Annotated in this window: 26 protein-coding genes and 1 pseudogene; 18 read left to right on the top strand and 9 right to left on the bottom strand. The window is 51.6% G+C overall.

What is annotated here, in order from left to right:
* Positions 1–38: 38 nt before the first annotated feature.
* Positions 39–623, bottom strand: a complete 585-nt coding sequence (locus FG166_RS05305) for a DUF4352 domain-containing protein (protein WP_035431007.1) — start codon at positions 621–623, stop codon at positions 39–41.
* 242 nt (positions 624–865) lie between these two features.
* Between FG166_RS05305 and FG166_RS05300 the strand changes: the two genes are divergently transcribed.
* The 5 genes from FG166_RS05300 to FG166_RS09585 all read left to right on the top strand — a co-directional run bounded on the left by FG166_RS05300 (position 866) and on the right by FG166_RS09585 (position 4126).
* Complete coding sequence (locus FG166_RS05300; RefSeq protein ID WP_003682983.1) at positions 866–1783, top strand: DMT family transporter; 918 nt, start codon at positions 866–868, stop codon at positions 1781–1783.
* A 73-nt stretch (positions 1784–1856) separates the two neighbouring features.
* Positions 1857–2219: a PH domain-containing protein gene (locus FG166_RS05295; RefSeq protein ID WP_003682984.1), complete on the top strand. Its 363-nt coding sequence runs from the start codon at positions 1857–1859 to the stop codon at positions 2217–2219.
* Between the two features lie 310 nt (positions 2220–2529).
* A complete protein-coding gene (locus FG166_RS05290) occupies positions 2530–2712 on the top strand; it encodes a hypothetical protein (protein WP_003682985.1) in 183 nt (60 codons plus the stop codon).
* 340 nt (positions 2713–3052) lie between these two features.
* Positions 3053–3754: a hypothetical protein gene (locus tag FG166_RS05285; protein WP_240839888.1), complete on the top strand. Its 702-nt coding sequence runs from the start codon at positions 3053–3055 to the stop codon at positions 3752–3754.
* 3 nt (positions 3755–3757) lie between these two features.
* On the top strand, positions 3758–4126 hold the full coding sequence (locus FG166_RS09585) for a hypothetical protein (protein ID WP_003682990.1): 369 nt from the start codon (positions 3758–3760) through the stop codon (positions 4124–4126).
* A 221-nt stretch (positions 4127–4347) separates the two neighbouring features.
* Here FG166_RS09585 and FG166_RS05275 read toward each other — a convergent pair whose 3' ends face one another.
* Complete coding sequence (locus FG166_RS05275) at positions 4348–4740, bottom strand: hypothetical protein (protein ID WP_003682992.1); 393 nt, start codon at positions 4738–4740, stop codon at positions 4348–4350.
* A gap of 80 nt (positions 4741–4820) precedes the next feature.
* Between FG166_RS05275 and FG166_RS05270 the strand changes: the two genes are divergently transcribed.
* Entirely contained in the window at positions 4821–5753 is a 933-nt protein-coding gene (locus FG166_RS05270; protein ID WP_003682993.1) for a helix-turn-helix transcriptional regulator, read from the top strand.
* 190 nt (positions 5754–5943) lie between these two features.
* Here the strand turns inward: FG166_RS05270 and FG166_RS05265 are convergent, their stop codons facing one another.
* Both FG166_RS05265 and FG166_RS05260 read right to left on the bottom strand, forming a co-directional pair.
* On the bottom strand, positions 5944–7287 hold the full coding sequence (locus FG166_RS05265; protein ID WP_003682995.1) for a PFL family protein: 1344 nt from the start codon (positions 7285–7287) through the stop codon (positions 5944–5946).
* Positions 7288–7296: 9 nt separating this feature from the next.
* Entirely contained in the window at positions 7297–7563 is a 267-nt protein-coding gene (locus FG166_RS05260) for an ACT domain-containing protein (protein ID WP_003682996.1), read from the bottom strand.
* Positions 7564–7904: 341 nt separating this feature from the next.
* On the opposite strand from FG166_RS05260, the gene FG166_RS05255 reads away from it, so the two are divergent.
* Together FG166_RS05255 and FG166_RS05250 are read left to right on the top strand one after the other, a co-directional pair.
* Positions 7905–8816 carry a PLP-dependent cysteine synthase family protein gene (locus FG166_RS05255; protein WP_003682997.1) on the top strand — a complete coding sequence of 304 codons (912 nt, stop codon included), beginning with the start codon at positions 7905–7907 and terminating at the stop codon, positions 8814–8816.
* Positions 8817–8828: 12 nt separating this feature from the next.
* Positions 8829–9971: a trans-sulfuration enzyme family protein gene (locus FG166_RS05250; protein ID WP_003682998.1), complete on the top strand. Its 1143-nt coding sequence runs from the start codon at positions 8829–8831 to the stop codon at positions 9969–9971.
* A 221-nt stretch (positions 9972–10192) separates the two neighbouring features.
* On the opposite strand, the gene FG166_RS05245 is transcribed toward FG166_RS05250, so the two are convergent.
* The 4 genes from FG166_RS05245 to menB all read right to left on the bottom strand — a co-directional run bounded on the left by FG166_RS05245 (position 10193) and on the right by menB (position 14990).
* Positions 10193–11263: an NAD(P)-dependent alcohol dehydrogenase gene (locus FG166_RS05245; protein WP_003682999.1), complete on the bottom strand. Its 1071-nt coding sequence runs from the start codon at positions 11261–11263 to the stop codon at positions 10193–10195.
* A gap of 230 nt (positions 11264–11493) precedes the next feature.
* Positions 11494–12687, bottom strand: coding sequence for an MFS transporter (locus tag FG166_RS05240; protein WP_003683000.1), 1194 nt, complete (start codon positions 12685–12687; stop codon positions 11494–11496).
* Between the two features lie 47 nt (positions 12688–12734).
* Positions 12735–14159: an o-succinylbenzoate--CoA ligase gene (gene menE, locus FG166_RS05235; protein ID WP_003683001.1), complete on the bottom strand. Its 1425-nt coding sequence runs from the start codon at positions 14157–14159 to the stop codon at positions 12735–12737.
* 9 nt (positions 14160–14168) lie between these two features.
* Positions 14169–14990, bottom strand: a complete 822-nt coding sequence (gene menB / locus FG166_RS05230; RefSeq protein ID WP_003683002.1) for a 1,4-dihydroxy-2-naphthoyl-CoA synthase — start codon at positions 14988–14990, stop codon at positions 14169–14171.
* Between the two features lie 34 nt (positions 14991–15024).
* Here menB and FG166_RS05225 point away from each other — a divergent pair, with 34 nt between their 5' ends.
* From FG166_RS05225 to FG166_RS05205, 5 genes and pseudogenes are all read left to right on the top strand, one after another.
* Complete coding sequence (locus tag FG166_RS05225; protein WP_003683003.1) at positions 15025–15408, top strand: PaaI family thioesterase; 384 nt, start codon at positions 15025–15027, stop codon at positions 15406–15408.
* Positions 15409–15832: 424 nt separating this feature from the next.
* A pseudogene (locus FG166_RS05220) lies at positions 15833–16782 on the top strand (IS30 family transposase).
* Between the two features lie 736 nt (positions 16783–17518).
* On the top strand, positions 17519–18463 hold the full coding sequence (locus tag FG166_RS05215) for an L-lactate dehydrogenase (RefSeq protein ID WP_003683006.1): 945 nt from the start codon (positions 17519–17521) through the stop codon (positions 18461–18463).
* A gap of 366 nt (positions 18464–18829) precedes the next feature.
* Entirely contained in the window at positions 18830–19075 is a 246-nt protein-coding gene (locus tag FG166_RS05210; RefSeq protein WP_003683007.1) for a hypothetical protein, read from the top strand.
* Positions 19076–19218: 143 nt separating this feature from the next.
* Positions 19219–20340 (top strand): NAD(P)-dependent alcohol dehydrogenase, encoded by a 1122-nt coding sequence (locus FG166_RS05205; RefSeq protein ID WP_003683009.1) that lies wholly within the window; start codon positions 19219–19221, stop codon positions 20338–20340.
* 63 nt (positions 20341–20403) lie between these two features.
* On the opposite strand, the gene FG166_RS05200 is transcribed toward FG166_RS05205, so the two are convergent.
* On the bottom strand, positions 20404–21240 hold the full coding sequence (locus FG166_RS05200; RefSeq protein ID WP_003683010.1) for a sugar-binding domain-containing protein: 837 nt from the start codon (positions 21238–21240) through the stop codon (positions 20404–20406).
* A gap of 71 nt (positions 21241–21311) precedes the next feature.
* Here FG166_RS05200 and citG point away from each other — a divergent pair, with 71 nt between their 5' ends.
* The 5 genes from citG to FG166_RS05175 all read left to right on the top strand — a co-directional run.
* Positions 21312–22745, top strand: coding sequence for a triphosphoribosyl-dephospho-CoA synthase CitG (citG, locus tag FG166_RS05195; protein ID WP_003683013.1), 1434 nt, complete (start codon positions 21312–21314; stop codon positions 22743–22745).
* Entirely contained in the window at positions 22729–23508 is a 780-nt protein-coding gene (locus FG166_RS05190) for an alpha/beta fold hydrolase (protein ID WP_021349263.1), read from the top strand. Before citG ends, FG166_RS05190 begins: the two co-directional genes overlap by 17 nt.
* Positions 23509–23804: 296 nt before the next feature.
* The gene (locus FG166_RS05185) at positions 23805–24425 is read left to right on the top strand and encodes a tyrosine-type recombinase/integrase (RefSeq protein ID WP_003683018.1); all 621 of its coding nucleotides are present in this window, start codon (positions 23805–23807) and stop codon (positions 24423–24425) included.
* A gap of 114 nt (positions 24426–24539) precedes the next feature.
* Positions 24540–25130, top strand: a complete 591-nt coding sequence (locus tag FG166_RS05180) for a TetR/AcrR family transcriptional regulator (protein ID WP_137876803.1) — start codon at positions 24540–24542, stop codon at positions 25128–25130.
* A 56-nt stretch (positions 25131–25186) separates the two neighbouring features.
* On the top strand, positions 25187–25398 hold a 212-nt coding region (locus FG166_RS05175), incomplete at its 3' end, for an NAD(P)H-binding protein (protein ID WP_003683023.1).

The following is a 25398-nucleotide window of genomic DNA, read 5'->3' as shown; positions in this document are numbered from 1 at the left end:
AAGATCCTGGGAAAGTCTTTATTCCCGGGATCTTTTTTCTACTGATTACTCTTCAAATCAAACTTAACCGTCTTATCGTTCCAAACCGAGGTCTGGTATTGGAGCTGGAGCTTAGAGACGCTCGTGCTTGCCTGGCCGACCATGTTACCGGTCACCGAAGCCCCCTTGTCTAAGGAACCGGCGTTTAAGGTGTTGTCGACGTCGGTGTAGATTTCATCGAGGTCGGTGTTATTCCCGTCGGCGTCGAGCTTAAAGTCATAAGGGTTGTAGTCTTGCGATTCGTCGGTATCGTTGGTGATCGTCACGTTGACAATCACGTATTGCTTACCGGAATCGGGCTGTTCGTACTCGTTACCGGAACTGTACGAAACGCTATTGACCTTAATCTTATAACCCTTATACGAGGCGGTTTGGCCGACCTTGTATACCTTATCGAGTGGGGTGGCCGAACTGCTCGAGCTCGAGGCGGACTTGTCTGAGCTATCCGATGAACCGGAGCCACCCATCCCCGCGGCGACAATCACCACTAACACCACGACCACTAACCAGAACCAGACCCGTTTATAAAAGGGCTTCTTTTCTACGTACACGTGACCGTTATCATCCTTAATTTTTCTTGCCATGAGGCTTCCTCCCGAATAGCAGCTTTTAACGTCGATCAGTAATTGGACGTAGGGGTGCACCCATTTAACCAACCCCCATTGGTTAACGGACCCCGCATTCTTCGATCTAGATTTTCTATCTATATTATAAAGGGTTTGATAAACCGCTTCCACCCCTATTTTATTTGGCGAGGGGGGTTGCTCATTTCTTTTGGCGACTGCTATATTTAGGGTTAACACTTTAGAAGAAGAGAGGGGATTGAATGACAGAATCAAACAAGGGGATCCTCCTGGCCATTTGCGGAGCGTCCCTGTGGGGGGCCTTGGGAGCTGGCGCCCAGCTAATCTTTTCACACACGTCAATGACCGCATCCTGGTTAGTGGCCGTCCGCCTGATCTTTGCCGGCTTAATCATGACGGCAATCGGTTTGGTGCGCAACCCGGGGCAAACCAAGGGGCTCTTAACTAATAGGGGCGACCTAGGGATTTTAATTGCATTTACCTTTTTGGGGATGCTGAACTCCCAGTTTACCTACATGAAGGCGGTACAAACGAGCAACGCTCCGACCGCCACGGTGATTCAGTACCTACAACCGGTGTTAATCATTGTCTGGTTTACCCTTCGTAACCGGGCCTGGCCCAGGCGGCTAGACATACTTTCGATTACAATTGCTCTGGTGGGGACCTTCTTTTTGGTCACCGGCGGACACTTGAACTCGCTATCCCTGACGCCGATCGCCCTGTTTTGGGGGTTAATGTGTGCGCTGGCGGCCGCCATCTACACCGTCTTACCCCAGGGCCTGTTAAGTCGCTACGACACGCTAACCGTCTGCGGCCTAGGAATGCTGATCGGGGGGATTTGCATGAGCCCAGTTTTGGTCCTTACGCCCTTACCCAATATGACGGCCTTCGATTGGGGAACCCTTGTCTACATCGTTATATTCGGAACGATCCTGGCCTACACCCTCTTTTTGAGCAGCATTAATTACATTTCACCAGCCGTCACCGGGATGTTGTCGGCCTTTGAACCACTGGTCGCCACAACCTTAGCGGTGGCTTTCTTGGGAACCAAGTTGACGGCAGCGAGCGTCTTGGGTTCATTATTGATCATCCTGTGCACCCTGATTCAGTCGCTGCCACTCAAACGAATCTTGGATCTTTTGCACCTTGCCAAGCACTAACCATAACCTTTGATAATGAAAGTTGCCCTTACATTAGTCCATTTAAGTAGTGATCGATAAGGAGCGATGCTCAATGTACAACCAAATTACCATTACGCCAACCGAACTGATCGTTTCCCCGGCCGGCCTCGACCGCCTCTGGGCGCTGAAGGGAGCCATTCGGGTGCCTTGGAGGCACGTGACCGGTATCTTTCGTGATCAGGGGGCCTTTGAGGAGCGCAAAGGTTTGCGCTTGCCCGGAACCGCAATTCCTGGTTTATACTACGCCGGTAGCTTTTTTTATGACGGTCAACGCCGCTTCTATAACGTGCGCCGTAATAGTCCGATCGTTGTTATAACGCTGATAAACGAAGGCTACGACCGGCTGATTTTGAGTGTTGAAAACCCCGCCACCGTTATCGAACGAGTGACAGGTAACTTGTTAAACGAGGCGTAAAATAAAATCAAAATTTTTGTTACTCAACCGACTTTTTACCCGGCAACGGCGCGAAAAGCCGGTTTTTGTGTGCTTATAAATAAACGTATTTTTCTTATTTGAAAATCTATTCGATCTATCTTGTCTATCGGGTGTAAAATAAATATAGTCAAAGGGGTCGGGATGAAGGTTATTCAAGTCTCCTCATATACTACTGATAATTCACCCTTTGACCGTATTTTTATCCACTTTGATTTAGTGGATTGGGAATCTTGATCTTCACTCCGATAATTATCATGTACGATTACATATAGACTGGCGGTGGATTTACATGTCGATAAGCGAAGCCCAAAAGCGTGCCAACGTGCGCTACCAAAAGAAGAACCCAGATGTTGTTCGTCGGATTCAATACAAGAGTCGGGGGAAGAACTTTATCCTTAAATCGGCAAATGAACAGGACCTTCGTCAATTTGAAGAATGGATCCAAATCCGCCAGCAACAGCTGACCAACTAACCAGGGACGTTCGAAGGGGCGTTCTTTTTTTTGTGCACACAAAAGCAATTTTATTAAATTAACTGACGCAAACTAGCTCTTCATTCCAATTATCGCCCCTTTATCGACCGGTTGACTTTGTTGTTTTGACAGCGCATACTAAAAAACGAACTATTTCCCGATGAGAGAAATTATTTGCGATAAGGGTGAAGTCAGAGTGAAGAACAGTACACTGAAAATTAAGCTACTGCCGGCTTGGCAACAGACTCAAAGACAATTAGTTCGCCACGACATAATAAGTGATCGATCGATAAAATCATTGCTGGGTGATGGCCCGTTAACCACTTTGGGGGAGGACCTGGTGGAGCGACTATTCATGGTGGCGCCCAAAGAGGAGTTACTGGAACGGTCACTGAAGCTGACCTTGCTTGATGACGATCGGCCCGGTGCCCCCGCCTTTACACCCCCGTTTCACTTCCAGCATAACGCTAAAACCCTCTACTTACGGTGGCTTTGTCACCGGGACCACAACTGCCTGCGGGCGGTGGTGGTGCGGGGGACGCTCAACCTCTTGCAAAAGTACGAGGACCAGTTTGGGCGCTCCCTGCTTCAATTCACGATCGCTAACACCAAGGAAGTGGTCCACCAAATCGTTAGTTCCGGCTTGACCCCGGTGATGATCCGGCGCCACCAGGATAATTTGATTGACTTTTGTGACTTTTGCCGCCTCCATACCCACTGCCGGGTGAAAAACCACTGGCAACTCTTTGAACGGGCCCTCAAGAAAATCGCCCAGTCCAACGACATCTTCTTCACCTCCTATGAGAACCTGGTTTCGCCCAAACTGTCGACGGTTTGCCTGACTGAAGGTAAGCACGGCTCGATCTTGCCCCAGATTATCGCCCTGCTAATTTTTAAGGGGGCGGAGGTCAGCGACACAATTGACTACGGCTTGCGCTACATTCAAAACCGTGACTTGGGCGACCACCGCCTGCGGATTACGACCCGCCACGGCGTCCGGAGCTTACGCCTGTCCGACCGGGAAGAGGAACTGCTAAAGTAACTCGTGGGGGAAAACGAGGATAAGGTCGGCTGCTATTTAATTCACGGCTGCCGGCGGGTACAAAACCAAACGATCAAGCGGTGGGCGATTAACCATAAGCTGCGCCAGCTAGCGGCTGATTTCTACGGCGATCAGGAGCTAATGAGCTACCGGACGATTCGCCGTAGCGGGATGATGTATTGGCTGACCGAGCGGGCCCAGGAACGCTTCGGGGCCGTCAGGGGTCTTTCGGTTGACCAGCGCAACGCCCTGATTGATGAGTTGATGGTAACCTGGGATTTCACCGTCGCCGCCACCAACGGCCGGGTAACCATCCAACGGGTCTGGGATCAGTACTTGGCCTCAACCAAACACGGGATTACGGGGGAATAGCCACGGGATTGACCACGTTTTCAAAGTGAGTGCGGTCTAACCTCCTCGACGGGCCGTAGGGCTAAGGATAGGGCACAGGTTAACGCCCTCGGCGGTGTTCCGTGGCCAGACTTAGCCACTAGGCCCGTGGTTGGGAGCACGTTATCTGACTAACATTCGTGAACACAACAAGAGGCTGGGAGAAAACTGTGTTTTCTCTCAGCCTCTTTAGTTATTTATGGTCAGATTTTTTGTTCTACGTCGGTTACGTGCACGACCAGGACTTTCCGCAGCCAAGGGAAGTTAGCCTTCATCTGGTCGAAGTATTCGCCGCTGGCTAAGAACTCCCCGGTTGCGTGGACGTGGTAGCCCCGCCCCATCCCTTCGGTTCCTGCAAACTTCTTGGAGCCAAAGGCGATCGTTAACGGACTGGACTTTTTCTGGACGTCGGCTTCAATTGACCGCATCCCGGCGGCCGGAATTAAGAAGGTTTGGTCATCAATAACCTGAACGTAGTCGCTCCAGGTGTTAACGACGTGCGCCGGATTACCTTCGACGGAGACGATGGTGACTGGCTGCGGATCTGGCATGATTTCTAATAGGCCCTTGGTAAGGGTGGTACTTTTTTCAAGCATTAAAATGCCCCCATTCTTTTTGATGTACTTACTTTATCGTATAATGGTGTCAGATCTTGTCACCATTGCAAAAAGGGGAAATGAACTTGCAAAAATCCGCCCGCCTCAACCAAGAATTGATTTACCTCAGCGATAAGCACTCCTTTCACTTAAGCGACCTAATGACCACCTTCAAAATCTCTAAGCGGACTGCCCTCCGCGACATTGAAAGCCTAGAACAGTTAGGTCTCGCCCTTTATTCAACGCCTGGTCCGGCTGGCGGCTACCACCTAATTCAAGAGGGGTTGTTAACGAAGGTCTACTTTAACCCTGATGAAATCCACGCCATCTTCTTCGCCCTCAAAGCGATGTCAATGATGAGCGAAACGCCCTTTAACGAACCTTTTAAACAAATTAGGGCCAAGCTCCTCATGAATTTAGCCCCTAATCGCCAAGCGGGGGTTCGGCGGCTAGAAGATGCGGTCGCCTACTACACCGTCCCTGCGGTCAAACACAACCCGTACTTGCGGAACCTATTGACGATTATCTCACACAATCACTTAGCCAGCGTCACCTTTAACGGTCAGGCTCTGACCATCCAGCCCTATCAGCTCCTTTACCGGGACGGCTATTGGTTGGTGGCTAGCTGGGACCCGACCAGTCAAACTTGCTGGAACTACCGGTGCGACTGCCTGACTAGTTGCCAAGAGCTAGCCTCGCCCCTAGCACTAACCAAACAAGAGCTCCAAGCAAAAATTAAGCTCTTTAATCACGGCGAGGGTGGGGTCAAGTTCAAGGCGTTGTTAACAGAGCATGGTCGGGACCACTTCTTGCGGAGTAATTACCCCAGCATGCGACTGGAAGAAAACGCCGGCCGCTACTACTTGACTGGCTATTATAACGAGCGGACCTTCGATTACGTCGTCGACTACCTCTTAACCTTTAGCAACCACGCCAAGCTTATAGAGCCCCAACCGCTAATTGACGGTTATTTAAAAAAATTGCGCACCCTGCTGAATCAGTATGCCGATTAAATGGGTGGAAAATAACTTTCTCGGCAGGACGTCTGACTTAGCTAGGGTGAGCGGTTGGTAGGGTACGTACCGTTCTTCAGACGGCTTAGACACTAGCAGGCTTGCGGTTATTTGCCACGTTTTCTGTCTAACATTCGGGAATACAACAAGAGCCTGAGAGAAAAGCGGCTCTTCTCCTAGGCTCTTGTGCTTAGTTTTTAAAGCTGTGGACGGGGGCGGGGAGTTGGCCACCACGGTGAATCATGGCGGCAGACGAGGCCTTATTGACGCCCATAATTGGGGCGTGGCCCAGTAAACCACCGAACTCGACCGTCTCGCCAACCTGCTTGCCGGCGACCGGGATGACCCGCACGGCGGTCGTCTTGTTGTTAATCATCCCGATGGCGGCCTCATCGGCAATCATGGCGCTGATCGTTTCGGCTGGGGTGTCCCCCGGGATGGCGATCATGTCCAGGCCCACCGAGCAGACCGCCGTCATTGCTTCGAGCTTATCGAGGCTTAAGGTGTGGGCGTTGACCGCGTCAATCATCCCGGCGTCCTCTGAGACCGGAATGAAGGCTCCCGACAAACCGCCGACGTGGCTGCAGGCCATGATCCCGCCCTTTTTAACGGCGTCGTTGAGCATGGCTAAGGCAGCGGTGGTCCCGTGGGTGCCGACTTGTTCCAAGCCAATTTCCTCTAGGATCTGGGCCACCGAGTCGCCAATCGCCGGCGTTGGGGCCAGCGAGAGGTCCACGATGCCGAAGGGAACCCCTAGGCGTTGGGCCGCAATCGTGCCGACTAGCTGTCCCATCCGGGTGACCTTAAAGGCGGTTTGCTTGATCGTTTCGGCGACCACGTCCATGGGTTGCCCCTTGACCTTTTCCAAGGCCGCCTTAACGACCCCGGGACCGGAAACCCCGGCGTTGATGACGACGTCTGGTTCGCTGACCCCGTGGAAGCCCCCGGCCATAAAGGGGTTATCCTCGACGGCGTTACAAAAGACCACCAGTTTGGCGTTGGCCATCAGGTCCAACTCACTGGCCCTTTTGATCACCGTTCCCATGTCCTTGACGGCGTCCATGTTAATTCCGCTGCGGGTGGAACCAACGTTGACCGAGGCGCAGACCAACTCGGTTTCGGCCAGGGCTTGGGGAAGGGAGCTAATTAAAACGCGATCGCCGCTCTGGTAGCCCTTTTGGGTGAGGGCCGAGAAACCGCCGATAAAGTCGATCCCCACGGTGTGCGCGGCCCGGTCGAGGGTCTTAGCGTACTTAACGTAATCGGCGTCACCACTGGCGGCGGCAATTAAAGCGATTGGGGTAACGGTGACCCGCTTGTTAACGATTGGCAGGCCAAATTCGGCTTCAATCTGGCGCCCGACTTTAACCAGGTCCTGGGCCTTAGTCGTGATCTTGTCGTAGATCTTTTGGCAGGCCCGGTCGCTGTCGCTATCGATACAATCGAGCAGGGAAATCCCCATCGTGATTGTTCGGACGTCGAGGTTTTCGTCGGCGATCATCCGAATCGTTTCTTGGATCTTTTCGATTTCCATGGCGCCCTCCTAAAGTTGGTGCATGGCTTGGTAGAGCCGTTCGTTGCGGATGTTAATCTCCACGCCAAGCTGGGTGCCCAGGTCCTTTAAGTCGGCGGCTAGCTTAGTGAAGTCCTGGTCAGCCGGGACTTCAACCATCATCATCATGGTAAAGTAGCCGCTCATGATCGTTTGCGAAACGTCGAGGATATTAATCTGGGCGGTGGAAAGGTAGTGGCTGACCCCGGCGATGATGCCGACTTGGTCTTGACCAACGGTAGTAACAATTGCTTTCATGAAGATCACCTCAATGGTTATAATTTGCTCTAATCATACGGGCTTCCGAACTGAAATGCAATTGTTCTTCCAGACGTTCGGGTCACTTTTTTCTAAATCCCTTATTGACATACAAAAAGTAACCGGTTATAGTTAAAGCACTTTGAAAGGAGGGAACACCAATGACTAACGTATTTACTAAGCAAGCCGTATGTTGTTGTGGAGCGCGTCAATTACGCGGCTCCACTCTTTGGTGTTCCCTCAAACGGGGATAAGCTTAATCCGGAGTAAGTGTAATTGGCGCTGATTCAGCTTGAATCGGCGCCTTTTTTGTATCCTCAGTTAGAAAAGGAGTAACCAAGATGCTAGTTCACAATGTTTACCAATTAATCGGCCACACCCCGCTCTTGGAGTTGCCGCTTGACGTCCCCAACGGCAGCCACGTCTTTGCCAAGTTAGAAATGTATAACCCGGGGGGCTCGATCAAAGACCGCCTGGGGATCGCCCTGATTGAAGACGGGATTTCCCGCGGGGCGATCACGAACACGACCACGATTATTGAACCGACCGCCGGTAACACCGGGATCGGGGTCGCCCTGGCTGCCGCTAAGCACCGCCTCAAGACAATTCTGGTGGTTCCGGAGCACTTTAGCTTTGAAAAGCAGACACTGATGAAGGCGCTCGGCGCGGAGGTAATTAACACGCCGGACGAGGGCGGAATGACCGGGGCCACCGCAAAGGCCTTGGAGCTGGCCGCCAGCATTGCCGATTCCTACGTGCCTAACCAGTTCGCTAACTTCGATAACCCACGGGCCTACGAACGGACGCTGGGCCCGGAAATTATCAGTGACTTAAACGGGCAACCAATCGACGCCTTTGTGGCCGGGGCCGGCACCGGGGGCACCTTTGCCGGAACCGCTAAGGCGCTCTTAAACGTCTACCCGAACGCTTACACGGTTGCGGTTCAGCCCAAGGGATCCATTCTCGATCACCAACCCAAGGGCGACCACCGTACCGAGGGGATTGGGGTTGAACAGGTGCCACCCTTCTTTAGCGGTTTAAAGATCGACGAGGTCCAAACGATTACCGATGACGATGCCTTTGGCTGGGTTAAACGGGCGGCTAGGGAGCTGGGGCTTTTGATCGGCTCTTCCTCTGGTTCGGCCCTGGCCGCCAGTTTGAAGGTCGCCGAAAAACTACCCGCCGGCGCCAATATCGTCACCATTTTCCCCGACTCTAGCGAACGTTACTTAAGCGAAAACATTTACGAATAAAGGAGAAACATTATGAAGTTTAATACCCAATTAATTCACGGCGGCATTAGCGAAGACCCAACCACCGGGGCGGTTTCGACCCCAATTTACCGCTCCTCAACCTTCCGTCAACACGTCCTCGGCGGTGGCACCAAGTGGGAATATGCCCGGACCGGCAACCCGACCCGTGCCTCCTTGGAACTCTTAATGGCCCAACTAGAAGAAGGGGGCGCTGGCTTCGCCTTTGCCTCGGGATCGGCTGCCATCCACGCCGTCTTTTCCCTCTACTCCTCCGGCGATCACTTCATCGTTGGTAAGGACGTCTACGGGGGGACCTTCCGTTTGATCAACAAGGTCCTGAAGCGTTTCGGCCTCGAATTTACGGTTGTCGACACCCAGGACCTAGCGGCGGTCGAAGCGGCCGTGCAGGACAACACGGTGGCCATTTACTTTGAAACACCCACCAACCCGCTCTTGGAGGTTTCAGATATCGAAGCGATTGCTAAGATCGCCAAGAAGCATGGCTTAAAGACAGTCATTGATAACACCTTTGCCACGCCGTATAACCAACGCCCGCTGACCCTAGGCGCCGACATTGTAGTTCACTCCGCCACCAAGTACCTGGGCGGTCACTCCGACGTGGTGGGGGGGATTGCCGTTACGAACGACGAGGAAATTGCCGAACAGTTGGCCTTCATCCAAAACTCAATTGGCGCCGTCCTTGGGCCCGATGACTCCTGGCTTCTGATGCGGGGGATTAAGACCCTCGGCGCCCGAATGCGGATCCACCATGAAAACACCGCCGCCGTCATTGAACTGTTGGAAAAGGACCCGCGGGTTGCTCGGGTACTGTACCCGGGGCTGCCAGATTTCCCGGGACATGATATCGCGGCTAAGCAAATGGACCACTTCGGCGCCATGGTGTCCTTTGAACTGCAAGCGGGGCTCTCGGCAAAGAAGTTTGTCGAAAGCCTGCAGGTGATCACGCTGGCCGAAAGCCTCGGTGGGATCGAGAGCCTGATTGAAGTGCCGGCGGTGATGACCCACGGTTCCATTCCGCGTGAGGTCCGCCTGCAAAACGGGATTAAGGACGAATTAATCCGCTTGTCGGTTGGGATCGAAGACGAAGAAGACCTCGTGGCAGACTTACAGCAAGCCCTGGACCAACTGTCATAAAAAAAAACCGCCAGCGGTGCAAGAGCACCACCGGCGGTTTTTATACGGAAAAGGTCAGGAAAAACATTTTTCCTTGTCCCTTATTTTAATTTGCGTATGTTAGACAGAAAACGTGGTCAATAACCACAGGCCTAGTATCTAAGCCGGCCGAAGAACGATGTGTTCCGCCCCTAGCTTAGTCATACGACCTGCCGAGCAAGTTATTTGCCACTCCCTTTTAATTAGTCGATATCGTTGCAAATTACGACCGGCTTGATTAAGTCCGCCGGCTTGTGGTGCATCAGTTCGATGGCGTCCGGAATCTTCTCGAAGCCTTCGAAGCGATGGGTGATCATTAGTGATGGATCGATCCGGCCGTTCACCACGAGGGCGGCCAGCTTTTCCATCCGCAGGCGGCCACCAGGCATCAGGCCACCGTGGATGGTTTTGTGACCCATCCCAACACCCCAGTCACCGGCGTTGAAGACCACGTCGTCGTGACCGTTTAAGTAGTTAACGTTCCCGATTGAGCCACCCGGCTTGAGCATCCGGACGGCTTCTTCAAAGGTGTCCTTGGCGTTCCAACCGGCGATCAGGACCTTGTCGACCCCTTGGCCACCAGTGGCTTCCAGGATTTGGTCGGAAATCCGGCCGTTGTGGTAGTCAATGATGTCGGTTGCGCCGTACTTTTTAGCCACTTCGACCGTCTTTTCCCGTGAACCAACCGCAAAGACGCGGCCAGCCCCGTGGAGCACCGCCCCGCGCAGGGCCATCAAGCCAACCGGGCCGATCCCAATCACGGCGACGGCATCCCCAAGGGTCACACCCGCCATTTCGGAAGCGTGGAGGCCAGTTGGGATCATGTCGGAAAGCATGCAGGCCTCGGTCGGGTCAATTTCATCCGGTAGGTGAGCCAGGTTCCCGTCGGCGTCGTTAACGTGGAAACGAGTGGCGAAGACCCCGTCCTTGATATTAGAGAACTTCCAGCCGCCCAGCATCCCGTCGGAATCAGTGGCGTAGCCAGCTTGGGAGTAAACGTCAGACCAGTTTGACGTGATCGCCGGAACGAGTACCCGGTCACCCGGTTTAAAGTCCTTGACGTCTTCACCGACTTCCACAACCACCCCGCAGGCTTCGTGGCCGAGAATCATATTCTCCCGTGGCCCTAAGGCATCTTCAAACACGGTGTGGATGTCAGAAGTACACGGGGCAACGGCTAGGGGACGTACCAGGGCGTCACGGCTGCCCACCTTGGGATCTTCTTTTTCAATAAAGCCCGTCTTGTTGGGGCCCAGCATTGCAAAACCTTTCATTCATAACTACCACCTTTCTTGATTAGTTGCCGTCATTCTAACATAAATCATGTTATAACCAAGTCTTCATATGTGAGTTTAATTAATTTCAAAGAAAGCGTTCCCATTCCCTGAAAGGGTTAAAATAACAGGGATTATGATAGTTAAGAAATTGATTGGAAATAAATAAAATGACTGTGATAATCCCGTACGAGGTCACCACAGTCATTAATCATTCTATAATTAGCGGATTATTTAGCTTTTAAATTCCCAACGAAGAGGGACGCCACCCCGGCCACCAAGGCGGAGATGACCAGGCCGAAGAAGGCCGTGTCGTATGAACCGCTCAGCTGAACGATCCAGCCGATTAAGAGGGGACCGAAGAAGCCCCCGAGTTGGCCACCAAAGTTAATCGTCCCGATCTGGGAGCCATAAGTCTTTTGCGGGAAGAGTTGGGCCGCGTAGGAGAAGATCCCGGTGAAGGCTAGCGACTTGACGAAGTAGGTGGCCATTTGGAAGATCACTAACCAAACCAGGCTGGTGGACTTGTAGAGTCCAAACATGGTCAGGACCGTTAAAAAGGAGGCCAGGATAATCATCAGGCGTTCGTGATTTTTAAAGATGTGCACCATTACGTAACCGGAAATCAAGGCCGCAATCCCCCCGGCAATCGTCGGTAGGGGAACTAACCAAGCCAAGTTGGCTAAGTTGATGTGGCGGGCGTTTAAGAAGTAAACCGGCATCCAGGTTTCCATCCCCTTGGTGATAATGTTTAAGGCCAGCCCGATCACCACGAAGGCCCAGACCCGCGGGTCGATTTCCTTCCAGTTTATCTTTTGCCGTTCTTGTTTCGTTACCGTTTGTCCACCGCCGTGACCGCGGAAGAAGAGGTAGCTGACCATCAAGAGTAGGCCAAAGCCCCCCAACCAGAAGAAGGCCGAGCGCCAACCGGTGGCGGCGATGATTGGCACAATGATGAAAGGGGCCAGGGCCGCGCCGGCGTAGTTAGAGGAAATTAAGGCGGCGGTCAGTTGGGCACGCTTGTTGACCGGGAAGTCCTGGGCGACTTGCTTCATGGCGGCCGGTGGGTAAGGGCCCTCGGCGATCCCAAACAGGAACCGAATTACCAAGAGGGCGGCTAAGGACCAGGCCAGCCCGGTAAAGATCGTCATCACCGACCAAAAGGCGAGGGTGGCGATGATCACCTTACGGGAAGAGAAGCGGTCGGTCAGCCAGCCCCCCGGGATTTGCATGATCGTGTAGCCCAAGAAGAAGACGGAACTAGTCGCCCCCAGTGCGGCCGGGCTAACGGAGAAATCCTTGCCGATCGCGGCCAACGATAAGTTAAGCACGGTCCGGTCGGCGAATAAGAGCATGTAACCAAGGTATAAAATTACAAAGGAACCGAGCGACAGCGCCCGGCGGTTGGGTTTTGCATCCATCATTTATTTGTATCTTTCTTTTCTCAATTGATTATTCTGTTGTGGCATGACTAAGCGTTAGCGACCAGGTCTTGTAAGCGAAACTTTTGGACCTTGCCGCTAGCGTTTTTCGGTAGGGCGTCTGTTTGCAAGTAGACCTTGGGTACCTTATAGTGGGCCAGGTGTTCACGCCCGAAGGCCTCCAACTGCTGAAAGTCGACGGGTTGTTTGCTGACGACCACGGCCACGGGAACGGCGCCCCACTGTTGATCATTACGGCCGACCACGGCAATTTCTTGGATGCCTGGGTACTGGCGCAAGACGTTTTCCACCTCGGCGGGGAAAATGTTTTCGCCCCCGGAGATGATCATTTCATCTAACCGTCCGTCGACGTACAAGAAACCGTCTTCATCAAAGTGGCCGACGTCGCCGGTTCGGTACCAGTCGCCATCGTGCTTAGCCGCAAACTTGGCCGGTTGGTTTAAGTAACCCGGGGTTAAGGCCGGGGTCTGGATCTCGATTTCGTGATGCTCACCCACCAAACGCAGCTGGGTGGTAAACAGGGGCTTACCGACCGAACCAAGGTGGTAAGGCGCCTCTTCAGCCGAGAGGGCAACGAACTGCGAGCAAGTTTCGGTCATCCCGTAACACTGGACAACCGGCAGCCCACTTTCTTCGCAGGCTTTAAGGGTTGCCCGGTCAATCGTCCCACCGCCGAGTAGCACCAGGCGAAAGGCCGATGAGTAACAGTGGTCATTTGCTTGGACGTCTTCGAGCATCTTCTTTAGCATGTAGGGAACGGCCGAAATGATCGTAACCGGTTCGTCCTCCAGGATTTGGTTGACCACTTGCGCATCGAAATGGTTGACTAGGCGAACGCCCATCCCGTAAATCAGGCCCCGCATTAGAATTGAAAAGCCCGAAATGTGGAAGATGGGGGCGACGCACAACCAGAGGTCGTTTGGCAACACCCCGAGGTTCAAAGATGACGAAATGGCGGAGGCCAAGTGGTTGCCGTAGGTTTGCAAGACGCCCTTTGGCTGACCGGTGGTTCCCGAGGTGTACATGATCGAGGCCACGGCGTCTAGGTCAACCGTCGGCGTCAACACTGCCGCCGGGGCAGTGCCGGCTGTCAATTCCGAACAGAGGACCCGGTGCCCACCGTAATAGCGGTCGGCTAGTTGGTCATCGACTAAGACTAGGTCGAGCCCCGCGTCGCCGATTTGGCGGCTCAGTTCTTCAGGGGCGAGGCGCCAATTTAGCCAAACGATGGTCTTGTCGGCGGCTAAGACCCCCAGGGCGGCTAAGTAACCAGCCAGGTTATTGTGGGTCATCACCCCAACCCGGGGCTGGTCCGTCTGCGCTTGAATCTGGCCAGCACGGTGGGCGACCAGGGGAACCAGCTGGGCAAAGGTGTAGGCGGTGGTACCGTCGTTAACCGCCACCCGGTTAGGGTTTAGCGAAGCCTGTTTGAGGAGCCAATTTGGAATCTCCATGACGGCCTCCTACGGGAACTTCGGGAACTTATCGAAGTCGGGGTCGCGCTTTTGGTTAAAGGCGTCGCGCCCTTCCTTTCCTTCGTCAGTCGTGTAGTAAAGCATCGTGGCGTCACCGGCAAATTGTTGAAGCCCCGCTAAACCATCTGTATCGGCGTTCATGGCCGCCTTAATGAAGCGAAGGGCGGTCGGTGACTTCTTTAAGATTTCATGACACCAGTCTAAAGTAACTGATTCGACCTCAGCTAGGGGCGCCACCTTGTTAATCCAGTTCATTTGGTAAGCTTCGTCAGCCGTGTAGAAGTGGTTTAAGAACCAAACTTCCTTGGCCCGCTTGTGGCCGATCACCCGGGCTAGGTAACCCGAGCCATAACCGGCGTCAAAGGAACCCACCTTCGGACCCGTTTGCCCGAACATGGCGTTGTCGGCGGCGATCGTCAGGTCACAAACCAGTTGTAAGACGTTCCCGCCCCCGACTGACCAGCCCTTGACCATGGCAATCACCGGCTTGGGGATGATCCGAATCAAGTGTTGGAGGTCCAAAACGTTGAGCCGGGCGATGTGGTCGGGGCCCACGTAACCCCCGTTACCCCGCACGGATTGGTCACCACCGGAAGAAAAGGCCTTATCGCCGGCTCCGGTAAGAATAATCACGCCAATTGTGCTATCATCACGACAGATGTTAAACGCGTCGATCATTTCGGCGACCGTTACCGGGGTGAAGGCATTGTGCTTTTCCGGCCGGTTCATCGTAATCTTGGCGATCTTATCGTCGCGTTCAAAAATAATTTCGGAATACTCCTTAACGGGGGTCCAGTTAGCACTCGTCATAACAAACTCCTTTACAAAATCCAGAGGTACAAAAATGAATTTACTTGAAAACTTAGGCATTCACCAGGACTTGGTGACCAAAGACCGCGTTGAACTCTCCATGCCGGTCCAAGCAAAGCACTTGCAACCGTACGGGATCGTTCACGGCGGAATTAACACCGTACTGGCGGAAACCGCAGCCTCCCTAGGGGCTAACGCCAACGTAGCGCCGGGGCGAATCGCGGTCGGGGTCAATGTTACCACACAACACCTTCAAGCGATACGGGAAGGTGTAATTTTTGTCGTTGCAACTCCCGACCACGTCGGCCGCACACTTCAGACCTGGCAAGCCCGGCTGCTGGTTAACGACCGATTAACGGCTACCGCAACCATCACCCTGATGAACGTCCCAGCACCAACCAACAATCATAAACATTAATTCACAAATTGGCTACTATTATGCTTAGAAAGTTGCCGGGTGACCATTGGGGGATTACCTAAATCACATTTTTTAATTTTATATTATGTAAATCAATCGAGAAGTCGTCGGCTAACTGTTACGAAAGGGGCGCCACTACGCAGTCGATTTAAGTTGGCCCCGATTTTGTATTAGTGTTGCAACCAGTACGCAAAAGCACACATAATTTATCGAGGGGAGGACCAGATATGAGGAAATGGTGGGTGGAATTGAAACTGGTCGTCTTTTGCATCGCCGCTCTTTTCAGGTAATTACTCTAACGGCGCTACTTAGACTCACTTTGGAAAATTTACATTATGGCAGATTGTAAAATTTAAGTGGACAGAAAAACCCATCAAGGTCTTTAATGGTGTTACCACACAATCCATTAGAAAGAAGGACCTTGATGAGCACCACTATTTTATCATTCCAGAACCGTGTTGTCATTGAAACGCTTCATAATGAAGGACGTTCCTTGCGATACATCGCTAACTACTTAGGCTTTAGTAAGACCACCATCTTTAACGAACTTCACCGGCTAAATAGTGAGTACCAGGCTGGGCTAGCGCAAACTGACTTTGAACGAAAGGTTAGTCAACGGGGGCGGAAGTCTTCGCTCACTAAAAACCTTAAACACTTGATCGAGGAAAAAATTCAAGTCCAGAAGTGGTCCCCTGAACAAGTTGCCCATGTGGTGGGGATTGCCTACAAGACGGTCTATAACTGGATTGATCAAGGCTGGCTTGATGTACAGTTGCCCGATTTGCCTGATCATGGAATTCGTCGTCATCGTGCTAAAGAAAAGCGTGGTACGTTCAATCACGGCCGCTCCGTGGTACGTTCAATCACGGCCGCTCCATTGAGGAGCGTCCTCATAAAGTCGAAACTCGCCAGGAATTCGGCCACTTTGAAGCTGATACCGTACTTTCTGGTAAACGTAAAGGTCAGGCTGTGGCTACTTTTGTGGAACGTAAGAGTCGCCTGACAATTGTTAAACGGCTCCATGGTCGCGACAGTCAGTCCATGACTCAAGCCGTACTTGAACTAGCTAGTCAACTTCAAGACAAGCTCAAGACGCTTACCGTGGATCATGGTAAAGAGTTCGCTAACTATCAGACAATTGAACAGCTAACAGGTACTCAGGTTTATTTTGCCCATGCTTATTCACCACATGAACGTGGTAGTAATGAAAACCGTAACCGAGTTTTGCGACGGTTTATTCCCAAGGGACAAGCCATTGAAGAACTAAGTGATCGCCAGCTGGTTCAAATCAATTGGTATCTGAATTCACGGCCACTTAAATGTCTTAACTGGCGCACACCAATCGAGATCTTCCTGCTTAATTTACGTCATTAAATTCGTTCAAGTTATTTCTTACAATCTGCCAAACACAATTATCCACCATCCTTTTTATTAATCCTTCACGCCCATCACGTCATTACTATTGGCGGTGAGGGTGGCTGTATTTGTAGAAATATTAATATTACCAACCATTGCACTCACCTCCTCATTTTTCTAATCAAATTTTAAAACAAACTATAATCAATCTAAGCTAACGTGTCAATAATTTTTCCTCAAGAAATGCCCGCTATCAAACGAATTTATACTATAAATTGTCTGCCTTTGCACCCATCTTTTCTCATCTTTTTTTAATTTTTATCTTGACTTCCCTATCTGCCTAGTGATATAGTACTTAACAATCAATTGAAACAAGTTAAAGACGTTGAGCGAGAAACAGCGATGAGGCCGAAGCAAGAGAGCTGGTGGGTGGTGTGAACCAGTGAGAGGCCGCACCTACTAATCACTCGTGAGTCGTACGCCGAACGGATTCCCTAGTAGAGCGTATTGGTAGCACCCATTACCGTGCCGGCTAATACCACATTATTTGTGGCGGTTGGTTGAGGCGACATTATGTCGTAAAGAAAGGTGGTACCACGCACAAGCGTCCTTTTTAGTTCTTAGATTTATCAAGAGCTAGAAAGGACGCTTTTTGTTTTGATATTAAAGGTGGTGGTGATCATGGCAGACAGTGATATTTCTGACATTAGTAAGATTAAAGGCAACAATACGATAATCGAAAGGAAGTTTTATTATGACAAGGAAAGTAGCAGTAGTTGGAATGGGGCACGTTGGCGCAACTGTCGCCCATTATCTCGTTGCTGGTGGATTCACTGATGATTTAGCTCTCTATGATACTAACGAAGCAAAGGTCCGTGCCGATGCGCTTGACCTCCGTGACGCCATGGCGAATCTCCCGTTCCACACAAACTTAACCGTTAATGATGATTCACAATTAGCTGACTGTGACGTTGTAATCTCTACTCTGGGAAAGTCTAAGCTGGTGGACACACCCGATCACGACCGCTTTGCAGAATTTAAATTTACCCGGACTCAGGTTCCATTGGTCGCTAAGAAACTCGTCGATAACGGTTTTCATGGCAAACTTGTCGACGTTACCAATCCCTGTGACGTCATCACTTCAATGTATCAGAAGCTCACGGGGCTACCAAAGAATCACGTGATGGGTACGGGGACCCTGCTAGACTCCGCACGAATGCGCGCATGCGTTGGGGAAGCCCTCCATGTTGACTCACGATCCGTGGTCGGCTTCAATCTTGGTGAACACGGTAACTCCCAATTTACTGCCTGGTCAACAGTCCGGGTTCTCGGCAAACGAGTACTAGATCTGGTGGATGAACGGCACCTCGACCTTACCGACATGGAAGAACGCGCACGGCAAGGAGGCTACATGGTCTATAAGGGAAAGAAGTATACCAACTACGGTGTTGCTACTGCCGCAGTCCGGCTTACCAATGCCCTACTAAGTGATGCCCGGACTGAAATGCCAGTTTCAAATTACCGTGAAGAATACGGAACGTACCTCTCCTACCCCGCAGTCGTTGGTCGTGACGGGGTGGTGGAACAACTTCACCTGGACCTTACCGCTGCTGAAAAAGAAAAGCTCGCTACCTCTGCCAAATACATCAAGGATCGCCTTGCTGCAGAAGAACAACGGGCAGCTCAACAAGACGCCTAACTTGCTGGTATTAAATGATCTCTCCTCAAACATATCCCTAATAAAGCACCAACCTTATTCTGTATAACTGAAACTTGAAAGCTGATAACCATGTCAAACAGGCGAGGTTATCAGCTTTCAAGTTTCAGTTAATTAATCAACGGCGGAGCCAGCTTAAATAGCTGGCTTTTATTATGCAGAAAGGAGGTAAAAATAGCTAAAGTTCAAAACGAAATGGCGACCCGGATCACTGTTGATACTGTCCAGGCGGCTAATTCCATGCAGGCAATGCGTCAGGCTATCTCAGCCAATACGAATGCATGGAAGGCAATTAAAAATCAACCATTCTGTGACAGAATATTAAGTAGTACTGGGGAGTGAATAAAGATGATGATCGACACACATACTGAAATATATGACCTCCTAAGGGAATATGAACGGACTTGGGTGACCATTACGTTTAAAGACGGAACGTCCAAGAAGATTTTCTTTCTGGATGTTGACGATGAATACCAAGAAAATGATGTGGGACCTGAAAAAGATTGTATCGTATACAATACAACGGATTCGATATCATATGGTAATGGCATCCCGCTAGATAAACTTAAGTCCATTGAAACAATTAAGCACTAGCGTTGGCTGGTGTTTTTTCTTAACCGGCATAAATACGTATCCTCCCAAGTTAGTAAACACCCTGATAAAACCACTTGTTATTTTTGAAAGCGTTTTCTATAATAGTTATGTAATTTATATCACAAGCAAAGGAGACGTGAATTATGAAGATTAAAGCTGCGGTGGTTGAAGAACAAGGTGCGCCATTTACCATTAAGGACGATGTTGAACTGGCTGAGATGCAGGCTGATGACATTCAGGTGCACATGGTGGCTTCGGGGATTTGCCACTCCGACGAAGCCTTGCGTAAGGGTGATGCAGTGATTTCTTATCCTATCGTGCTGGGACACGAAGGCGCTGGGATCGTCGAAAAAGTCGGCCCCGAAGTTAAGGACTTTAAGCCCGGTGACCACGTCATCCTCTCCTTTTACGGGTGCGGAAACTGTGTCAACTGCATGAAGGGGATGCCAACCAAGTGTCTCCACTACGCCGCTAACAACCTGTCAGGGGTGCGTCCGGACGGGAGTGCCCACTTCACCGAAAACGGGCATGACGTGGCGGATATGTTTGACCAATCCTCCTTCACCACGACCACGGTGGTCCGGGAACGCAATGCCGTTAAGGTACCAAAGGAACTGGACTTACGTAAGCTCGGACCATTAGGCTGTGGTTACGTAACCGGGTCAGGGACCGTCTTTAACACGCTCAAGCCAGAACCGGGTTCTACGATTGCCGTAATTGGGACAGGTGCCGTAGGGCTAGCTGCCATGATGGCCGGACGGATTTCTGGGTGCACAACCGTGATTGCCGTTGACATTCACGACGAACGACTTGAATTGGCCAAGGAACTCGGCGCTACCGACGTCATCAACAGTAAGAACGTTGACATGGTTAAGGCCATCCAGGACCTTACCGATGGCCACGGGGTTGACTACGCCGTCGACACGACCGGGGTTTCTAAGGTGATTCAAGACGCGATCAAGGCACTGGCCCAAGGTGGGGTCTTGGCGCCAATTGCCGTCACCGCCAACCACATCGACATCAACACTTGGGATGACTTGTGCCCAGCAGACAAGACGATTGTCGGTGTCAACATGGGGGACTCGATCCCACAAGTCGACATCCCACGCTTGATCAAGTTCTACCAGTTAGGGATGTTTGACTTCGACAAGACCGAGAAGTTCTACACCTTCGATCAGATTAACGAGGCCAACGCCGATTCTGGGTCCGGGAAGACGATCAAGCCGGTCCTGATCATCGATGAAGACTACAAGCCAGGCGAATAGTTACCAAATGTCAAATCAAAAGCCGCCACTTCGCACCTGCGAAGCGACGGCTTTTTCGAGTTCTTACAGTAATTTTTGCACTTTCATGGCAATCGTCTCAGTGAAGATCATGTCGGTAAAAAAGCCCCCCCGTAAGGCCCCCAGGGCAGCGGAGGCTTTGCTACGGCGCTGAACGACGGCAAAGCGACGGGGAACCTGTAAGATTTGTTCCAGTGGTAGCGAGAAGGTCTTATCGTTTTCTTGGTCAATCAAAAAGTTCCCGTTGATGTCGTACGGGCGCCCGAAGGCCATCCCGGCCACTTGGTCTAAGTCGACGCCGGGGAAGATGGCTTCCTTGGCGGAGCGCCAGGCGGGAATGGCGTTGATGGACTCGATCGTGCCCAGTCCCGATAAGAGCATGTCCATCTGGGCGGCATTTTCAAAGGCTTCGGTCATCGAGGGTTCCTGGATGAGGCCTTGGCGGACCTGATCATTGACGATGTAAAGGGGCCCCGGGATGGTGGTGTAGCCGGCGTCGTAACTGGAGGCCGCCTTTTGGACCATTCGCATTGACCCGGATGAAGAGCGGTACTTCATGTTTTCGCCCAGGTACTGGGTGAAGGTCAGGTCATCGGCTTCCTGGAGGCTAAAGGCATCCAAGACGGCAAAGACCGTTTCCCCCCAGGAAAGCCCCACCACATGCGATTGGGCAATGGCGGCTTGAACCTGGTGGGCGGCAAAGCTGGTCAGGACCCCTTGGCGTTTAGAAGGGCTAACGGGTTCCCGTAGGATATAGAGGTGCTTGATGTTCAGGGCCTGGCTTAATTGCTTTTCCAGCTTGGCGTTCCGGGCGTAATCAGTGTGGATGTTAATGTCCACGATCCCGCGCGCCAGGGCCTCGTCTAAGTACTTGGTGATCAAGTAGCGTCAGAATAGGGTTACCTTGATCCGGTACCCTTTTATTTACATAATATAATTAGGAGGAACTAACAATGGTGAGCAAGGTATTTGAAGGGACCAATGTAGAGATCCCAGCGGTCTTAGCCAACCGCGACCGGCGGGTAGCCACGCAGGCACAGTTATTAAGAGAACACCCTTCCCAGGTGGTGGTCGCCTGCAAGCTAAATATCCCGGGGCCAGTCAAGAACAGCGCTGCCATCCAAGCCTTCTTTACCGCCGGCTTAGCACGCCTTGAGGACCAGTGGCTAGCGTGCGGACAACCCTTTGAAATTGCGACTTCTTGGGAGGATGCTCCAACCGGTCCGGAACGTTTCTACCTATTATATAGCGCTGGCGTAACCGTCAAGGAGGGGACCGTCCACTTCGAAGAGCGCCAACCAGCCAACCGGCTCTTTGACCTCGATGTGTTAATCACCAACGGCGGGGAATCCCACTCACTTTCGCGGGGGGATTTTGATCTTACAGTTCGGACCTGTCTAATCTGCGGGCGCCCGGCTAAGGAATGTGGACGGTCACGGCGCCACAGCGTTGAAGAACTACAAGCCCGGGTGGCCAAACTAATTGACGAAGCAACCGCGGCTAACCAACGGGAGACTGTTGCTGAGCAACTGGCGGACCAAGCGGTGAAGGCAATGTTAAACGAAGTCGTCACCTGGCCCAAACCAGGATTGGTTAACCCAGTTGAGCACCGCGCCCACCCAGATATGGATGTCTTCACCTTTATTCAAAGCGCCACCAGTCTACGCCCTTACTTTAAGCAGGCGGCCACGGCCGGCCTCAATTTCCCGACCGAACAACCTGCGCCCCTTTTCTTTAACCAACTTCGCCTCCTCGGTCAGCGGGCCGAAACGACGATGTTCAAAGCAACAGCGGGGGTTAATACTCACAAGGGCACCATTTTTTCGCTGGGCATTTTGACTGGAACCGTGGCGACGCTGAAGGGGCGTCAGTTGCCAGTTACCCAGTTGAACGTTCAACGGGTTGTCAAAGAGATGTTGGCTAACCTATTGGCGACCGACCTGGATGGCTTAAAGCATGGCCAACAGCTGACCGCCGGGGAGCGCCAGTACCTAGCCTACGGGCAAACCGGGATCCGGGGGGAAGCGGCGAGCGGTTTCCCAACCGTTTTCAAGTATGGCCTGCCGACCTGGCGGGCTAACTGGGGGATGAACCAAAATGACCGCCAGCTAACCACCTTCTTGAAGATTGCCCGCCACACCGATGACACGACCCTAGTTAAGCGGGCTGGGGACCCAGCCATCTTAGCATGGAAGGACCAACAGTTAGACCGTTTCTTTGAGCTCGGTGGTCTAACAACGAAACAAGGTCGTCAATTCTTGGTCAACCTAGAGAAGGACTTTTCTGACCGCCACCTCAGTCTGGGTGGGGCGGCCGACCTCCTGATTGCCACCATCTTTTTGGCCAGTGTGATGGAAGGGGATAATGATCATGGAACTAAGAACTGATGATGGACTCCGCCTTAACTACCAAGTCGTTGGTTACGGCCAAAGCCTGATCTTCATCCACGGCTTTGGTGGCTACCAGCAAGTTTGGACGCGTCAAGTTGAATACTTTACCAGCCGCGGCTATCAGGTCGTAACCTACGACCAACGTAATCACGGTTCCTCCCAGTTTGATCCCAACCTCGACAGCATTCACCGCCTCAGTAGGGACCTCCAAGAGTTGCTCGCTTTGTCAACCATCAACTACCCCATCTTGATTGGTCACTCAATGGGGGCTAGTGTCATCTATGACTTCTTAACCCGGTACCCTAACTATCCGTTGGCGGGGGTAGTGGCCGTCGACCAGAGCCCGCGCCTGATTAATTCGCCATCTTGGCCCTATGGCTTCATGAAGGTTACCCGTGCCAACTACCAGCAGGGTCTACTTGCACCCGGCGTATCAGAAACGCTACACGGCATCGACCAACACGTTTATGACCAACTCCGGGTAGTTAAACAGCAGTTTCCTTTCGACCGGGCGGCCAACCGGGAACTAGTTACCGACGTCGCGCGCCAAGACTTCCGGCCAACCCTAGCAACCACCAAGGTGCCGACCTTATTGGTGACCGCCAACCAAAGCCCCTTTTACCAATCAGCCTACGCAACGGTGGCTAAGGATAACCCAATGGTCCATCACGTTTCAATTGACCAGTCCGGCCACGTCGTCATGGCCGAACAGGTAGCCGTCTTCAATCAAGTAGTGAGTCAATTTTTACACCAGCTGTAATCCTCCCTTAGCGGGGGATTTTTTAGTAGGGGAGAAGTTGTTTAAATTATATTATGTTAATTAAATGATTTGACGTTCAGCGATAATGAAACGGACAAGTACCCATTAACCCGACTGAAATTTTGTCTGAGAGCGAATTTACTGTTCTGGGGATTTGTGGCGCCAAAATGGGGCCTATAATATACAAATAGGCCCCCGAGAATGCCGTTTTAATAGGATCTAAAATTGACGGTTTGGGTGATGAGGACTATAATTGAGGATAGCTAAAAAACAGCCCCCAGGAAAGAAGTGATCTTTTGAAGCAGTTGGTACTCCCCATTAAGGACTCCCAGATGTTATCCCAGGTATTAGCGACCTTGCGTGACAATTTCAAGTTTGGTCAACGCAACTACACGATCTTCCAAGTCGGGAAGGCGACCCTGTTGCGGGTGTCCGACGTTATCAGTTTAAAAAAGGCTGACGTGTTTGATGAAGAAGGGGAGGTACGACGCAACGCCTTCATCGTCGACAAGAAAACCCACAAGCAAAACACCCTTTATTTGAAGCCGGTCGAAAAAGACCTCAAGCGCTACGCCCGTTGGTTGACCAACTACCAATTAGCTAACCCGGACTGCCAGGTTTATACCAGCGAATGGCTTTTTCCCTCCTTTCAACGCCCGGAACGCCACATTACCGAGCATCAGTACTATAAAGTCATGCACAAGGTGGGGGATTTACTCGGCTTAAACTACCTCGGTACCCACACGATGCGTAAAACTGGTGCTTACCGGGTGTACGTACAGTCCAATTACAACATTGGACTCGTAATGAAGCTGCTCAACCATTCCAGCGAGGCGATGACCTTGGCCTACTTGGGGCTCGACCAGCAGAGTAGGGAAGACTTGCTGGATCAAATCGACTTCGGCGGTATCAACTAATTACATTATGTTAAGTAGATGAAAATAGGGCTTATCCAAGTTTTCGCTCTAACATAATTAACCGTCAGTCAATTATGTTATATGATACGAGCATCAAGGAAAGGGAGGTGCACTTTGAAGCGTGAAGAACAAGTCCGCTTAACCAAGCAAAAACTACTAACGGCGGCGGACCAACTAATCGTTAAGGAAGGCTACGCAGCGGTGTCGGTCGAACGAATTACCAAGCTGGCCGGGGTTTCTAAGGGAACCTTTTATACCTACTTTAAAAAGAAGGGGGACTTAATGATCGCCCTGAGTCAACACCGATTTGCGGCGATTAATGACCAAATCCCGATTCTGGTCAACGGCGATCCAGTCGAAGGGATTCGTCACTACTTAATGAGTTACCTCAAGGTGGTCACCGATCAATCGACCTTAGCCATGGTCCGGAGTTGGCTCCGCTTTATCTTGGACCCCTCTAATGGACAAATTGGTAAGTTTGAAAACGACCGGCGGGGGATTGAACGACTCTTACAAGGGTTGGTTGACCACCAACGTTTAACGGCGTCAACCCCTGTGGCAACCATCGCCAACCTTTTAACGGTGGAACTCTATGGCATTTTAGTCGCTTGGGGGGTTGATGACCAAGCAAGCCCTGAACAACGCTTACGCGACTACTGCGATGTCGCCCTCGGTTCCATGCTAGCGCCTTACTTAGTAAAATAGGGGCGCCCCTTTTTTATCAAAAATAATGACCATCAGTCAATTAAGAGGCGGAACTTATGAACGTTACCATTTTAGCTGCCAACGGGCAGATTGCCCACCTAGTTGAAGAACGGCTGTTAACTGAACCAACCTTTAAAGACATCCAATTAACCCTGATGCTCCGTCATCCGGAACGACTTTCTGAATTGAACGACAACCCGCGGGTGACCCTGTTAGACGGGGATTTAACGAATCCCACTGACGTCATTCAGGCGACAAAGGACGCCGA

It is taken from the genome of Limosilactobacillus fermentum, assembly GCF_013394085.1.
In the GTDB taxonomy this organism is placed as follows: Bacteria; Bacillota; Bacilli; order Lactobacillales; family Lactobacillaceae; genus Limosilactobacillus; species Limosilactobacillus fermentum.
Note: the sequence above shows the minus strand (reverse complement) of the source record. Positions and strands in the feature narration are given on the sequence as shown.

Excerpts from the sequence above, each read along its gene's own strand:
- FG166_RS05305 (WP_035431007.1), bottom strand. The coding sequence starts at position 623 with ATGGCAAGAAAAATTAAGGATGATAACGGTCACGTGTACGTAGAAAAG.
- FG166_RS05300 (WP_003682983.1), top strand. The coding sequence starts at position 866 with ATGACAGAATCAAACAAGGGGATCCTCCTGGCCATTTGCGGAGCGTCC.
- FG166_RS05295 (WP_003682984.1), top strand. The coding sequence starts at position 1,857 with ATGTACAACCAAATTACCATTACGCCAACCGAACTGATCGTTTCCCCG.
- FG166_RS05290 (WP_003682985.1), top strand. The coding sequence starts at position 2,530 with ATGTCGATAAGCGAAGCCCAAAAGCGTGCCAACGTGCGCTACCAAAAG.
- FG166_RS05275 (WP_003682992.1), bottom strand. The coding sequence starts at position 4,740 with ATGCTTGAAAAAAGTACCACCCTTACCAAGGGCCTATTAGAAATCATG.
- FG166_RS05270 (WP_003682993.1), top strand. The coding sequence starts at position 4,821 with ATGAACTTGCAAAAATCCGCCCGCCTCAACCAAGAATTGATTTACCTC.
- FG166_RS05265 (WP_003682995.1), bottom strand. The coding sequence starts at position 7,287 with ATGGAAATCGAAAAGATCCAAGAAACGATTCGGATGATCGCCGACGAA.
- FG166_RS05260 (WP_003682996.1), bottom strand. The coding sequence starts at position 7,563 with ATGAAAGCAATTGTTACTACCGTTGGTCAAGACCAAGTCGGCATCATC.
- FG166_RS05255 (WP_003682997.1), top strand. The coding sequence starts at position 7,905 with ATGCTAGTTCACAATGTTTACCAATTAATCGGCCACACCCCGCTCTTG.
- FG166_RS05250 (WP_003682998.1), top strand. The coding sequence starts at position 8,829 with ATGAAGTTTAATACCCAATTAATTCACGGCGGCATTAGCGAAGACCCA.
- FG166_RS05245 (WP_003682999.1), bottom strand. The coding sequence starts at position 11,263 with ATGAAAGGTTTTGCAATGCTGGGCCCCAACAAGACGGGCTTTATTGAA.
- FG166_RS05240 (WP_003683000.1), bottom strand. The coding sequence starts at position 12,687 with ATGATGGATGCAAAACCCAACCGCCGGGCGCTGTCGCTCGGTTCCTTT.
- menE (WP_003683001.1), bottom strand. The coding sequence starts at position 14,159 with ATGGAGATTCCAAATTGGCTCCTCAAACAGGCTTCGCTAAACCCTAAC.
- menB (WP_003683002.1), bottom strand. The coding sequence starts at position 14,990 with ATGACGAGTGCTAACTGGACCCCCGTTAAGGAGTATTCCGAAATTATT.
- FG166_RS05225 (WP_003683003.1), top strand. The coding sequence starts at position 15,025 with ATGAATTTACTTGAAAACTTAGGCATTCACCAGGACTTGGTGACCAAA.
- FG166_RS05215 (WP_003683006.1), top strand. The coding sequence starts at position 17,519 with ATGACAAGGAAAGTAGCAGTAGTTGGAATGGGGCACGTTGGCGCAACT.
- FG166_RS05210 (WP_003683007.1), top strand. The coding sequence starts at position 18,830 with ATGATGATCGACACACATACTGAAATATATGACCTCCTAAGGGAATAT.
- FG166_RS05205 (WP_003683009.1), top strand. The coding sequence starts at position 19,219 with ATGAAGATTAAAGCTGCGGTGGTTGAAGAACAAGGTGCGCCATTTACC.
- citG (WP_003683013.1), top strand. The coding sequence starts at position 21,312 with ATGGTGAGCAAGGTATTTGAAGGGACCAATGTAGAGATCCCAGCGGTC.
- FG166_RS05190 (WP_021349263.1), top strand. The coding sequence starts at position 22,729 with ATGGAACTAAGAACTGATGATGGACTCCGCCTTAACTACCAAGTCGTT.